This is a genomic window from Vibrio sp. 1F263 (assembly GCF_041439035.1).
GTDB lineage: Bacteria > Pseudomonadota > Gammaproteobacteria > Enterobacterales > Vibrionaceae > Vibrio > Vibrio tasmaniensis_A.
In genome coordinates, this window is sequence record NZ_JBGONI010000006.1 from 189,685 (window position 1) to 203,778 (window position 14,094).

Annotated in this window: 11 protein-coding genes, 2 tRNA genes and 3 pseudogenes; 6 read left to right on the top strand and 10 right to left on the bottom strand. The window is 42.6% G+C overall.

Annotated features, from left to right (window positions below):
- Positions 1-194: 194 nt before the first annotated feature.
- A pseudogene (locus ACED25_RS06465) lies at positions 195-335 on the top strand (IS110 family transposase); the annotation flags it as partial.
- A 112-nt stretch (positions 336-447) separates the two neighbouring features.
- Here ACED25_RS06465 and ACED25_RS06470 read toward each other — a convergent pair.
- Entirely contained in the window at positions 448-1,749 is a 1,302-nt protein-coding gene (locus ACED25_RS06470; RefSeq protein WP_371694895.1) for a hypothetical protein, read from the bottom strand.
- A 137-nt stretch (positions 1,750-1,886) separates the two neighbouring features.
- Between ACED25_RS06470 and ACED25_RS06475 the strand changes: the two are divergent.
- Positions 1,887-2,027: pseudogene (locus tag ACED25_RS06475) on the top strand (IS110 family transposase); the annotation flags it as partial.
- Positions 2,022-2,126 (top strand): annotated as a pseudogene (locus ACED25_RS06480) (IS110 family transposase); the annotation flags it as partial. The pseudogenes ACED25_RS06475 and ACED25_RS06480, both read left to right, overlap by 6 nt.
- Before the next feature lie 19 nt (positions 2,127-2,145).
- Here the strand turns inward: ACED25_RS06480 and ACED25_RS06485 are convergent.
- Together ACED25_RS06485 and ACED25_RS06490 are read right to left on the bottom strand one after the other, a co-directional pair.
- On the bottom strand, positions 2,146-2,445 hold the full coding sequence (locus ACED25_RS06485) for a type II toxin-antitoxin system RelE/ParE family toxin (protein ID WP_371694896.1): 300 nt from the start codon (positions 2,443-2,445) through the stop codon (positions 2,146-2,148).
- Entirely contained in the window at positions 2,433-2,690 is a 258-nt protein-coding gene (locus ACED25_RS06490; RefSeq protein WP_371694897.1) for a type II toxin-antitoxin system Phd/YefM family antitoxin, read from the bottom strand. Before ACED25_RS06490 ends, ACED25_RS06485 begins: the two co-directional genes overlap by 13 nt.
- A 362-nt stretch (positions 2,691-3,052) precedes the next feature.
- Here ACED25_RS06490 and ACED25_RS06495 point away from each other — a divergent pair, with 362 nt between their 5' ends.
- Positions 3,053-3,508, top strand: a complete 456-nt coding sequence (locus ACED25_RS06495; RefSeq protein WP_371694898.1) for a plastocyanin/azurin family copper-binding protein — start codon at positions 3,053-3,055, stop codon at positions 3,506-3,508.
- A 191-nt stretch (positions 3,509-3,699) separates the two neighbouring features.
- Here ACED25_RS06495 and ACED25_RS06500 read toward each other — a convergent pair whose 3' ends face one another.
- The 5 genes from ACED25_RS06500 to ACED25_RS06520 are packed head-to-tail and all read right to left on the bottom strand — an operon-like array spanning position 3,700 to position 9,705.
- Positions 3,700-4,143 carry a CopD family protein gene (locus ACED25_RS06500; RefSeq protein ID WP_371694899.1) on the bottom strand — a complete coding sequence of 148 codons (444 nt, stop codon included), beginning with the start codon at positions 4,141-4,143 and terminating at the stop codon, positions 3,700-3,702.
- Between the two features lie 9 nt (positions 4,144-4,152).
- Positions 4,153-6,897 carry an arsenate reductase (azurin) large subunit gene (locus ACED25_RS06505; RefSeq protein WP_371694900.1) on the bottom strand — a complete coding sequence of 915 codons (2,745 nt, stop codon included), beginning with the start codon at positions 6,895-6,897 and terminating at the stop codon, positions 4,153-4,155.
- Complete coding sequence (locus tag ACED25_RS06510; RefSeq protein WP_009845422.1) at positions 6,898-7,482, bottom strand: arsenate reductase (azurin) small subunit; 585 nt, start codon at positions 7,480-7,482, stop codon at positions 6,898-6,900.
- Positions 7,479-8,645 (bottom strand): cytochrome-c peroxidase, encoded by a 1,167-nt coding sequence (locus tag ACED25_RS06515; protein WP_009845423.1) that lies wholly within the window; start codon positions 8,643-8,645, stop codon positions 7,479-7,481. The genes ACED25_RS06510 and ACED25_RS06515 overlap by 4 nt, the downstream gene beginning before the upstream one ends.
- Entirely contained in the window at positions 8,632-9,705 is a 1,074-nt protein-coding gene (locus tag ACED25_RS06520; protein ID WP_371694901.1) for a cytochrome-c peroxidase, read from the bottom strand. The genes ACED25_RS06515 and ACED25_RS06520 overlap by 14 nt, the downstream gene beginning before the upstream one ends.
- A 133-nt stretch (positions 9,706-9,838) precedes the next feature.
- On the opposite strand from ACED25_RS06520, the gene ACED25_RS06525 reads away from it, so the two are divergent.
- Positions 9,839-11,887, top strand: a complete 2,049-nt coding sequence (locus ACED25_RS06525) for a hypothetical protein (protein ID WP_371694902.1) — start codon at positions 9,839-9,841, stop codon at positions 11,885-11,887.
- A gap of 206 nt (positions 11,888-12,093) precedes the next feature.
- Positions 12,094-13,281, top strand: coding sequence for a hypothetical protein (locus ACED25_RS06530; protein ID WP_371694903.1), 1,188 nt, complete (start codon positions 12,094-12,096; stop codon positions 13,279-13,281).
- Between the two features lie 79 nt (positions 13,282-13,360).
- Here ACED25_RS06530 and ACED25_RS06535 read toward each other — a convergent pair.
- Positions 13,361-13,434: transfer RNA gene (locus tag ACED25_RS06535), tRNA-Cys, on the bottom strand.
- Positions 13,435-13,498: 64 nt separating this feature from the next.
- Positions 13,499-13,585, bottom strand: a tRNA-Leu gene (locus ACED25_RS06540).
- Positions 13,586-14,094: the final 509 nt, after the last annotated feature.

The following is a 14,094-nucleotide window of genomic DNA, read 5'->3' on the forward strand; positions in this document are numbered from 1 at the left end:
GATAGCTTACCTGCTAAAGAAAAAGAATTTAAATCAATCACATGTGAAGATCTCTATCAATCAAGTTCTGAGAAAGTAGAGTAAGTTTGTATAGACACTATGACCCCCACGAAAGGTGCTAGCCTCCAATATCGTGGGTTAGCTTGACGCCAGAGCTATAATTAGTGTGAAAACAACTAAGTTTAGAGGCTAGCATGAATAAAGATAGCATAATCTTCATTGGCTTAGATACGCATCAGTCATTTCTTCAAGTCGCTGTATTGCAAGAACACCTAGGAGCAAATCCACAACACCTCGACCGTATTAAATCTAACAAGTCGTTAATTAAAGTCGCAGTTATTACATGTGTGCGTAAGATAGTTGTGAGTCTTAAATTCGATGCTCAGAGATGGTGTTATATGCGATAAAACAACGCCAAAAATCAACTATTGACGCCATAGTCGTTTGTTAGCCCTCTGATTTTGAAGTTTTTTCTAACAACTCATCAATATATTCACTTGAAAGTGAGTTTTCTAGATATTTGAAAAGTTTATCTTGATGTAACGTTGCAATGGAATCTAACAAATACTCTATCGTTACAATTTTTTTCCCTGCATTTTCAGCTGAAACATCTGGTATAACCCTACCATGCAACGCCCCATTTCTTTCATCATACAATTCAGAACAGAAGTAATTTATAAACTCAGAGTCTAAATCAATAGAAAGATCCGTTTCAGACACAATCTGGCGTATCTTAGGCTTTTTAATAACTTTTCCCGAACCTTTAACTATCGCTTCTGACTCCGAATTGAATATGCTTCCACCGATCCTTTGAACATAATTAGCAATATCCCATAACAATCCTTCTATCATTGGAAGAGCTGCGTATACGCATAGTGAAAAATGCCCCGCTTTATAAGCCGAGACAATCTCTCGCAACACTTGTTTTCGCTGGTTGTCGAACCCACCAAGAGCATGCTGCACAACTAAACTGTCAACGAGATCTAAAAAAGTATCGAACCCTTCTTTATAGTTATACTTATCAGAAACATAGTGAGATACGTCAGTACCACATTCAAACTCTTCAACTACGTCATAAAGGGATGCGACGGATATCTTTTGTACTGCCCATTTCATGGGAAACCTTAACCACACATCTCGACCAAATAAACGATCTAGGGATAGCCGTGCTGGGTTACATATTAAGTATGCGATGTTATTAGTTGGATACTCACCACTCAGCTTAGTGGTAATTAAACTAATATCGGCATTAAAAGATGTATTTTTAATTTGCTCACTTGCCGACAGTAGATTTTCATATTGACGCTTTAATTTAATGTTATTTGGCTTAGATGACTCGCTTTCAAACAACTTCTTCGCATCAGAGTCTTTTCCCTGTAAAACCATGTATTCATAGCTAGATGCTTTTTTCCTCAGAATTTTTACTCTTAGCGACTTTAATTCCGAACAGATTACTTCTAATTCAATACTTATATTCTTTTCTAGAATATCACCCATTTGTGGACTGACTACACCTTCTACAATTGCGTTTTCAATTAATCTCACAACTTGCTTAAACTCAGTTTTAGAACTGATTTTACTAATGGCTTCATCGCTGACCATGAGTAAGTAATAACCAAGTTGGAAAAGCCGATTGAAATCATCAGTATGAAGCTGCTTAATTAACCTCTTCTTCCTCTGTTCACCTAGAAACAGACTTATTACATGCTTAAAATCTTCGGGGACTTCTTCTACCGATTTATATTCCATCCTCACCTCACCAATGAAATCTAATAAAGAGGGCTAGACACTATGCCCCCCACGAAAGGTGCTAGCCTCCAATATTGTGGGTTAGCTTAACGCCATAGCCATACTTAGTGTACAAACAACTAAATTTGGAGGCTAGCATGAGTAAAGATAGCATGATCTTCATTAGCTTAGATACGCATCAGTCATTTCTTCAAGTCACTGTTTTTCAAGAACATCGAGGAGCAAATCCACAACACCTCGGCCTTATTAAATCTAACAAGTCCGCGTTAATTAAAGTCACAATTATTACATGCGTACGCAAGATGGTTGTGATCTTAAATTCAATGATCAGAGATGGTGTTATATGCGATGAAACAACGCCAAAAATTAACTATTGACGCCATAGTCGTTTGTTAGCTACTTGCTTAACAAGAACTTACGGAGGTCTCGCTCCTCACGCATAACATACAGGATATAGACTTTATCAAGTTCTTGTTTGTAGAAAACACGACATGGACTAGCGACGACTTCACGATAATTTAAGTGACTAAGCTCAGGTGGTATACGCCCCGAATCTGGGAATAATTCTAGCCGTCCAACTTTCTCGAAAACGGATTGCACCAGCAGTTTTGCAGCAACCATGTTTTCCAGTGCTATATACTCAGCGATATCATTAAGATCAGATAATGCCGGGTCAGTCCAAATTACTTCAGCCATTTTGACATCTTATTTTTAGCTTCAGAATGTGATGTAACTTTACCATCAGCGATAGCACGCTCACCTCTAGCAATCCCCTCTAGGAGAGCTAAACGATTTTGCATAAATTCATAGTCGTCTACGTCAACTAGATACGCTGAGGGTTTACCGTGTTCGGTGATTAAAACAGGCTCTTTGCTATCATGTAGATCCGCTAAGATCTTTGTAGCTTGGCGTTTAAGTGAAGTTACCAGCTCGACTTTCATGGTTGTAGCTCCAAAAGAATACTAAAGTGATACTATTCTATCACTTTGAGTTTCGCAAGTTTACAGCTAACGAATGACATGGATTCCCCCTACAGAGGATCTGCCACACTTATGTGGTACTTAATTGCACCGGAGGCACCATGTCTGATTATTCTTACTTCTGCGGTATCGACCTCGCTAAAAACTATTTTACCTTGTATGGCGAGATGAATTCAGTTTATAGCTTGGGTCATCAGTTTGTTTGCTTGATCTAACACAAGAACCCTTTTGATTCACATGTGTGATGTAAAAATCAACTTCCAACCAAACCCTGAATAAATTAGCATTGTTGAAAATAATTCTTATTTAATAGAGTCAATACGATGCGCCTAATTTTACTAATCCTATTTATTATTACAGCCCCTGCGTTTGCTGAAACAAAGGTCATCAAACAAGTGATGGACATGAATTCTGAAAACATCGACAAGATGTATCAATTCATTCCTGATTACGTAGAAATCGAACCTGGTGACAAGGTGCTTTTTAAAGGAACCGTTGGCTCTCATACTGCTCATAGCATTCAAGGGATGCTTCCTGACGGAGCTAAACCTCTTATGATATCCGGGTCAAACGCTCAGGAAGTCACTTTTGATAAGCCCGGAGTGTACGGAATCAAATGTAAAGTGCACCACAGACACGGAATGGTGGCGCTCGTGGTTGTTGGTGATCCAAGTGTTAACTTAGAAGAAGCTCGCACCGCGGCCAAAAAACGTGTGAGTCGCAGAGCTCAGAAAAAGATGCAAGGCTTGCTCGATCAAGCAGAGAAAAAAGTTCAATAACCTTTGTCCCTGTCTTGAAGCATTAGCTCTCTGTTGATGTGTGATAGAAATGCTAGCCTGAAGACAGGCTAATAGGTCAGAAACAAGAAGAAACAGCGCCGAATTGGCGCTGTTTCTTCTTACTTATCTAACTTATCTAACTTATCTAACTTAGACATTGTCAAATATCCCGCACTAAACGTAAAAACAGATCAAACTAGCCAACCCGTTCTAAATGAAACTCCGACAACCACAAACAAAATTGAAATAATGGTCACTGGCACAATGTGCAGCGCCATATCAACCAAGTTGTCCTTCGATAGTTTTGGAATCACACGAAAGCGTGCGTCTAGGGCTAGCAATACCGTCAGAGACAGCAACGTCAGTTTAGCGGCAATGCCATGAGCCAGTGGAATCGACATATCAAACCATAAGCTAACGTCCGGCAACATGTGATAAGCGAGCATCAACCCGGTCACCACTTGAACTACCAAAGCAGGCATCCCCACCTTTTCGTACCCTTGCTCGAATTCCAATAACATTTCTGGAGAACCGTGTTTCAAGACTTTAGGAAGGATAACGACGCTGAGAATAATGTGCCCTCCCGTCCAAATGGTGGCAGCCAATACATGCAAAACCAATAATACGCCAAACATAAACTTCCCTTACACAATGTTACGTGGTGCAAAGGAGAACCCTTCAAACTCACGCTTATATTTTGATTCACCAATTTTCTTTATTTTGGCGACGCCCATTTTGTAGTTGTAGTTACCACTGATTTGGTCAACTACCCGTGTTGTTAAAGCATTCGCTGGGTTCTTCATGTCCATCATATTGCAATACAACACACCTTTTTTCGTGGCTGAGGTGACAATCGCAACGGCTTTAATCTCCGCGTAATCCAGTTGAATGTGACCATTTTTCATTAGGTTACTAAACTGAAAATCGTCTGACTCGATACCCAGAATCGTATCTTTAAAATTGGCCACCCGCTCCGAGTACACCAGTACTTCATCTCCGGCTTCTATGCCCCGTTTGTCCGCATCTTCCGGGTGTACTTCAATCCAGTTTTCAGGCCAACGATGAGTGATGTAAGGCCTGCGTTCGGTATCATCAAACCCTGACTGCCAAATCTCGTTAATACGACCATTCGAAAACCATAACTCGTCCTGTTTTGGGGTAAGCCAGCGATGAAAATCACTAAACAGATCCCAAGGATGTTTTTGAAGATTGACCTTCCCCGTCTGACTATTAAATTGAGTGAGCTGTTTACGCATAATATTGGCGCCTTGAGGGCCATCTTGCAGCCCTTTATCGACCAGATCATCCCAACTCATTTCAGTGTCATGTAGGCGCTTAGTGCCAATCAGCTTTTTGGTATCATAGTTATAAAAAACAGGCCCTTGAATCCCTTCAGTACCAAATTCAGCGAGCTTTTGATGAAGAGTTTTTCCTTCAGCATGTGCTGCGACTTTAATCATATTGAAATCTTTACGGCTACCACGGCTAAATCGTGATGACTCTTCAGCTACGTCATTTGAGTTTTGCCAATCAAACCCGTCGTACCCCATTCGCGAAGCCATTTGAGCAACAATCCACCAGTCTGGCTTAGCCTGACCCGGCGCATCAGCGAACTTTTGGTAAAGGCGTAGACGACGCTCACCATTAGCGCGCATGAAATCCTCTTCCCCCCAAGTCGCGGCCGGAAAGATGATATCAGCGAATTGTTTGCCAATAGGATCACGTAAATAAATATCTTGATTGATGACGACCATTCCACCGGAATCTGCACGCTTTTTGAGTGTATCTATAATGTGCTGTTTATCACGTCGCATCGCTTGGTGAGGATTACGTGTGGTTAAATCGGTGAATTTCTCTTTCAACCCATAGCTGCCACACATAGCTTGAATCCATGTCGTACCAATGACATGGGCCATACGGGTATGCCCAGAATAGAGATATCTATCGGTGTCTATTGAGCGCCTGCGTCTGCCTGCTACTTTTTCAGGTGACTTGTTCCTTGGTAGTTTCCCACCGGCTAGTCCACCACGTTGATGCCCACCAAATCGACCAATCACACGCCCTTCTCGGCCACCAGTACCGATTATCGTTGCAAGGGAGGCGATGGCGTTGGTATTCCCGGTATTATTCGACCAATAAAAGCCCTTCTCTATACCAATTGAGGCTTTAACTCGTTGACCGTTGACTGGCATTGCCAACATCTCAGCGGCTTTGTGGATCTTCTCCACATCGATACCCGCTATCGATGCGGCATACTCAGGTGCGTACTCTTTCTGCTCCAAATTCCATTGCTTATAATCATCAAAGCCATTCGTTTGGAATTTGCCCCAAGTGGTTCTCCATTGCCATGGCGTATTACGAGTACCCTGACCAAAACCTGAGCTCGATTCCCATTTATTATTGACCCAGTTTTCAATCCACTCATTGTCTTGCCAGCCTTGCTCTAAGATCACTCGAGCAATTGCACCAATCACAAGATTATCGCTACCGGGATTAATATCGAGGTGCAATCCACCTTGAGCTTTAAGCCACGCTATTCCAGCAGTTTCACGAGGGTTCAAAATCACGGTTTTCATCCCACGATGCACCGCTGGCATAATAAACTGCGTAAAGATGATGGTTTTTGTCTCATACGGATCTGTTCCGCAGATCATCAAAGTATCTGCCGCGCTCCAATCATCATAACTTGGAGCAAAATTATCAAAACCCGCATCTCGAAATCCTGGGGTTGCGGTGACATCTGACGGCGTATCATGAAACGAAAAATTCGCGGTATTGACATGACGCAATGCATACTTTGTTATCGCATAGGTGTTTTCAATATACTGATAGGAATAGGTTTTTACGCAGTAACTGTTCGAACCGTGCGTATCAATCACATGACGGCCGACTTGGGCTGCTATATCCAACGCAAAATCCCATTCTACCGGCTGTAACTGACCGTTAATTCGAACAAGTGGTTGCTTCAATCGATCTTTGGTTGGTGTTTCTGGGTTATAAAGCTTTCTTGCGAGCAGTCCACCACGAACCGAAGAGTCACCGCCTTTATTGACGACCTGTATGTCTTTATCTGCTACGACAACCACATGGTGTGGTTTGCCATTATGCGAAATAATATTATGTTGCTGTGGCGAAACCCAAGCTTGCAGAGCATGAACCGGGAAATCGACACCAAAGGCGTTTTCACTAGCAGCCGCGCCGCCTGAAGGGCTATTTACGGGCCAACGATAAACCTTATAACCACACGCAACAATACAATAGTCACACGCTGTTGTGATGACTTCCGCACTAGCAGGTGGCAGTAATGTACTAGTCGGTTGCAGATACTGGCTGTTTAAAGCAGATTGATCGTTTAAAGCCAATTTATCGTTAAAAGAAAGTTGAGTCATCTAGCTAATCTCCACATCGATCAGGTTTTCCATTCGACCAAAGATCAACCCCATAACCCCGACCGCATAGATATCATCACCTTCTAGCTCCAGCAGTACTTGAGGTAAGCTCTCAAAGGCTTGACCAGAAACCATAATGCCATGACGTCGTAAATCAAATGTAGACAGGTGGAATGGACATTGCCCGACAATGCGATGCTCCCCTGTTGCTTTGTAAGCACCAGTTAAAGGCCCGCCTTGATGAGTACACGTCATCGAGTACGCCACAATATCTCGCTGTAACCCTATCCCACCGCCACATTCGATGTCGGATTTAACCAGCATCGCAATCGAGTTTTTTCCTTCATCTGGATATTGAAAGTGAACCGGAATGTGGTTACTGAGTTGACTTAACTTTGCGATTTTCTTACGCGGGTAACCAACAATACGACCTTCAACCTGAGTTTCAGAATCCGTTCCTGCAAATAAGGTAAGAGGAACCATTGATACGGCAGTCGCCGCGCCGGAATAGAGTAAAAAATCACGTCGTGACATCATGCATTTGTTGTGTCGTTTACTCGAATTTTGCTCTGAGTTGGCGATCATTTTTCTGCTCCAGCAAGTTCTTCTTTAGTAAATAACGGTTGGTATTCTGGAATTGTCGGCTCTTCAATAAAAATCTGTTCACCTGAAAATGCTTCGATAAAGCTCAGTAAGTTCTTTTTATCTTGCTCCGTTAAACCGAGAGGTTGAATTAAAGCAGATTTTGTCTGAGGGTAACCAGTAGTACGTCCGTCATCCGCCACACCACCTCGGTCGTAGAAATCAATCACCGCTTCTAAAGTTGGAATAGTGCCATTGTGCATGTAGGGCGCAGTGTATTTTGTATAACGTAGGCTTGGCGTGCGAAACTTACCTAACATCTCTTTACGTTTTGCACGAAAGTAAGCACCGGGATCAGCTTTTGTAGTGCGGTACATCTCTTCGGTGACACCTTTAGAATAAAGCTCAAATCGAAACGTTATCTGTGCCAGTCCATCATCATTCCACCAAGGGCTTGGCGGCACGCCAATGTTGTAGAATTTCTGGTCAGAAGCCAAAGCCCCGTTGTGACAAGCTATGCAATTCGCTTTGCCCTCAAACAGTGCTTTACCCTTCAATTGGGACTCAGACAAAGCGGTTTTGTCACCGAGTAAATAGTTATCTATTGGTGTGTCACGTTGAATCATCGTACGTTCAAACGCGGCTATAGCACGCCAAGCGTTGTGTATTTTCGGAGTATCATCACCAAACACTCGCTTAAAACGTTCAACATACTCAGGTACTAACGCTAAACGCGCTTCCATGATGTCATCTTCACCATTACCCGCGACCGCGCCCTTCGCAGCGTCTTTGGCTTGCGCTTCCAATGACATAGCGCTGCCCGCCCAGAAAAATTTGTCATAATAAGCCGCATTAATAATCGTTTGGCTATTACGCCAATGTACCGTACCCGGATATCCCATGGATAAGTCATCAGGAAAACCCCAGCCCTGAGATTGAATATGGCAACCAGCACATGGGCTCGTCGTATCGCCACTTAGCCGACCGTCATAAAATAAGACCTTTCCCAACTCAATTTTTTCTGGTGTTTGTTTATTATCCGCAGGTACAGGCACCTCCCCTAGAGGCTCAAGCTGTACCTTTGCATTAACAACATTGGGAAGCCCCGTCATCCCAATAAGAACAAAGAGTGCTGCCTTTAATACAGAGCGTTTAGTTACTAGCATTTGACCAATCCTCCGTGTATTCGTAGCCGAAGTCATAGTCTAACCATTCGTATTCTTCGCCTATAAGGGCGTCTCCAGATAACGATTCCAAAAAAGCCACCAGCGCCTTTTTTTCATAGTCCGTTAGAGAAAGTGTGGTGAGTCGAGAGTCTTTGTTTGAATCTTCGCCACCACCTTGATTATAAAACTCAACCACATCTTCAAGCGTGGCAAGTATGCCATTGTGCATATATGGCGCAGTTTGAGTGAGCTCTCGCAGCGTTGGCGTTATGAACTTACCGCGATCGCTACCATCCGCTTTATGAGTTTGAACATGCGCACCAACATCGCGCTTTAACGTTAAGTAATCTTGCACCCCCATAAACATGTTGTAGGCAAGAAAAGATTGATGTCGCATGGGGTCTAAAAATATCTCATGATTTTCTGGCACTCCGGTATTGTGTGCCTTTCCGTCCGAAAACAGTGCGCCACGGTGGCATTGGCTGCACCCCGCTTTGCCTGTGAACAGTTTTTCTCCCTGGCTCGCTAAGTCGCTAAGCTCACCCTTGTCAAAAGGGACGTTTTTCGAAGTCAATGTTTTTAGGTATTCAGGCAGAGCTTTGCGTACTCCGCCATTTGACGGTTCTCCAAGATTGGCCGCTTTAAACATCTCGACGTATATTGGGTCTTGTTTGAGGCGTTCCTGCATCAAACGCATGTCCATATTCATCAGCCAGTCTTCAGTGATATTCTCCCGCACCACATCGTTTAGGTTGGTGCCAATACGACCATCGTGAAACCACACTTCTTTATAGACTGTATTAATAAGTGTTGGAGCATTACGAAATCCATCACTCCCCGTATAGGCAGGGCTCAACGGTTCAGGGTAAGAAAAACCATTAGACGGAATGTGGCAACTGGAGCACGATATCGAGTCGTCCCCGGACAAGCGCGTATCAAAAAACAGTCGTTTACCGAGTTCTGCCTTCGCCGTATTTATACTCATAGGGGGCAGAGCGGCGTATAGAGTTGCAGAGAAAAGGGCACACACTCCTACCAAGATTTTTAGTGCGATGCTCATCGACATTCCTTCGGGGTTACTATCATCTACCCCTATTATTAACACATGAAACATTAAAGATATGATTAGGATCATACAATTAGAAATGATAAGAGTTATTATTCAAACTTGTTAATTCAGTGGCGCTTGAATAATGTCTCTAGATAAATTACTTCACAAAGTTAAACACATCTATTTGACTGGAAACCTATCCGAACAGGTATTGGCAGCACAAATATTAAGCCGTTTTCAAAACACTAAATATCTGATTATAGAAAGGTTAGAGTCCCAGAATCCTGACCTTGTTCTCACTAGTCTTGAATGCCTCGCTTTAGATAATGCAGCGCCTATTGAGCCCATCCTCAACTGCTATCAATACTGGGACGACAGCGAAATTAAATTGGCATCGTTAATGGCTATTGAGAACAACCAACACTCTGTACTCGCTGTTCCTGTATTATTAGAAGCAGTATGCGACGAAAATGACTACTGGGATGGGGGGTGGAATGACGGAGATGACATCAGCTTGATTGCTGCGCGGATTTTAGACAATCACAAACACGAATTAGATCATGAACAGTCTCTGCGTATACTACACCGACTTCAGAATGACCCCGAGCCAGACCTAAAAGGCAAACTCATTGCTTTACTTTCGCGCCACTCCCCGACTCTGCTAAATGAAAACAACGTACTCAAAAGCACCGCTGATACTCGGATGTTTTTGAGAAACACTCAAGACAAAGTCGTATTATACAAAGCCACACAACACCCTGATATTAGCTGCCAAAAAGTGGCATTTCAGCGTCTATCTGAAATGGATTGTCGTGAATATCTGCAGGTATTTTTAAACGGCCTGTCTCATTCAGACCCATCAATAAGAAAGAGTTCCGTACATCAATTAGCGAAATGGAATTACCTAGTAGATATAAAGTACCTTAATTTTGAGTTACTGCTATCTGGTATGCCGCTCAACTCACTCACAGGGCTAATGAGTAGCAAAGATAAGCTGGACGTCATTGACCAACTTCAAAATAAACCCAATGTTGCTTATTCAACCACAACGCTCCTTCTGCTGATTTGCAGTTTGGAGAGTCAGCACAAACAGCTTCAACTTGCCCGTTTTATACCCCATTTCTACCAAGTGTTTTCAAAGTTGGAAGAGTCAGAACAACTCGACAGCTTAAACCACCTATTAACTGAAACTTCCGAACAACTTAGCGTCGCCTTTATTCGTCAACAACTTCAGCAGGAAGCTTGTAGTAACTCTATCAAGCGACTGTTAATTGAACACCTTTCGAAAAACCCAAAAACTAGCCACCAGAGCTATTTCAAAGAACTCACTTTAGGGACATCAGGTATCATAGTTGCGGATTCTTCAGTAAAAAGTAGAACAGCAACGAACACAGACCCTATAAATGAAATGATTAGCGCGGAAATCATTGACGCTAATGCTCAACCAGCACTTATTACATCAACACTTGATGCATTAAAACAAGCTCACTCACCTGCTATCTCTAACGCTGACTCTACCGTCGCATCTACTTCTACTTCTACTTCTACTTCTACTTCTACTTCAGTAAAGAAGCGTTCTAACAGATCTGCAAAGATAGAGGCTCTAGAAAATCAAGCGATCGCTCTAGAGTTTTGCTCAAACAAAACATGGCTGCGCAGCCTTTGCTCTGACGACAAAATAAGTTATCTAACCAAAGCGGCGTTTTACGCCTTGATTCATGCCTTATGTAGACACAGCATAAGCTTTTCCGATGTACAAACATCACGCTTTAATCTACTCGTGTTAGAACTCTTGCTAGATGAGCAATCCGAAAATATCGGCGACATCCTCGTCTGGCTTGGCGATGATTGGATACAACAGAACCGTTTGTCACTGATGTCATCACCCTGCTTATCTTTAAGAGTCGGCTTAATAAAACACATCAATGACGAGCAACAATTATTAGAATTAATCAAACATTCGTATATCGGCATTCAGCACGCAGCGCTCAATCAACTTGCGCTTAGTGGTGTGTGTCCCCATAAGAAACTGATCGGGTTGCTTTTGGAAGAGCCGTTACTTTATCCACAGTTGGCAAACTTTGAAGCACATACGGTTTATGAAATACTTGAAAGTGAATTCGATCGCCGATCCTCAACGACTCTTCAAGCCACTCTCACGTATCTTGAAACGACAAGTAATCACCCCTAACAAAGAACTCAAATCTGGTAGCAAAATCATGTCCATTGATTTGAGGCTTTCATTTTTACTTCACTCGCAGCCGGTAAAGTTAGTAGCAACGAATTAAGCCTCGCTTTGTAAGGTATTGTATGGGTTTGTCTAACAGCAACTTCTGTCACTAAACAACGCACTGCAGTTCCGTATATTGATACTTCGTATGAATAATAAGGTGTGTCATGAAAACTCTATCTTTAGCTACCTTAGCGACAGCTATCTTTCTCATTGGATGCGGTTCAAATCAAAATAAATCGCTATTCAATCAGGCAAACGCAGCACCGTCAGTTGTACATGGAGTCACGATTGAAGCCGTTCCCTCTCAATTCGCTGAATACTCTCAAGCAGGCTACAACCGATATGTAGCGGTCAATGCCCCGAATGGCAAATCTATCCATATTTTGATTATGGATCGCCTGAGCAATTATCAAATAGTCAAAGCCGTCAATGTTCTCAACCACTATCTAACCCCTGTTGATGGCACTAAGTATGGGAGCACTGACTCAAAACGCGAGATTGCAAACGCGATGGCCAACAATGGCGCAATACTAAAGCTAATGAATTATTACGATGAGCCACGATACAACGATGACTTGCCCGGGCAGCCCTTGTTCGAAGAAGAGATTCAGGTTGAAGGCGGTGAATGGTATGTCCAACAAGATTATGAAGAGCATCGTGACGCCTCTTATGAGGAAATACTGCATTTAGTCCATGACTATGGCATCGGGGTTTTTAACGCGCCTGAAGATGCAGTAACCGCATTACCTGAATTTCAAAAAGAATTTAATGCGATACAGAGACAAGCATTAAACAATGCTTACACACCACCCCGTGATATTTTAAAAGAGTGGCAAGAAGAAGTCTGCGTTGATCAAGAGTACTTTGCCGCTGTAATTGATAGCTACTACGGGCTTTGGGGAGCATACAACGGCAAAGGTATGTGGGGGTTATACCAAGTTAAAACCCGCGACGATTTCTCAAAAGAAGACCCCGATGCACAAGCGATAGTAGAACAGATTTTCTCTCCAACATTAACTTACGATGCATACCTTGCCGATACATTCACCGGAACATTTAAAATGAGGTATGACCCAGTGACGTCCTATACTCATCACTCTCAATACCTTACTAAACTAACGCTATCAGGTAACAATGATGCGAATATTGAGATCAACCAGCATGACAACCGCGTAACCGGAAACGCGGGGGTAAATACAGTGATCGCCCATGGCCCTAAAAGTGAATACCAAATTCATGATCTGGGGAATGGTAAATTTCAGCTTAATGATACCGTTGTTTCGCGTGACGGCTTGAACGTGCTATCCAGTATCGAAAAAGTACAGTTCACTGATCAGCTTTGGACCTTTTAACTAGCAACACTCAAAAGCCAAATCACTTTCCTAAAGACGTAAAAAAGCCCGACCATTTCTGATCGGGCTTTCTAAATGATGGAGGCGCCTCCCGGAGTCGAACCGAGGTCCACGGATTTGCAATCCGCTGCATAGCCACTCTGCCAAGGCGCCTTCAATAGTGTTTTAAGAGAACAACTCTTTTGAACATTACCAAACAAGATAACAATCAAATAGATGGTGCCCCGGGCCGGACTTGAACCGGCACAACGCGAACGTCGAGGGATTTTAAATCCCTTGTGTCTACCAATTCCACCACCAGGGCACGCAATTCTTTATTGCGATGCCGATTACTGAAAAGTAAAACACCATCTTAATGTCGAAATAAATCAACACTACAAAATTCTTTATCTCTAGAACTGTGTTGTCCTGAGAACGAGGCGTACTTTAACTGATTAAGATAATGAGTCAATAAAAAAATTTATTTATTGGATTCAATTGGTTAAAAACCGTTCCAACGTTTGTTTTTCGACCTAAAATCGAGAGAGAATTATACACAACAATTGAGCACAGGATAAACTGGCAATGAGCAGCGCACAAAGAATGCAGCACAGGATGTTTATTCGATTAATATGAAAATGAAGCGGACAGAATATTCTATCCAATGTCCGCTTCGAAACTTTGTACATAAATTAAGACACAGGCCACTCTTCTGGAATTAACTTTTCTGTCCCAACCTTATGCCATCGATATTTAACCGCATTTTTATATCTTTTATCGGCTTTGTTGCGTAATTAAATTTAAAGATAGAACAACCCCGTTTCGCGTATTTCT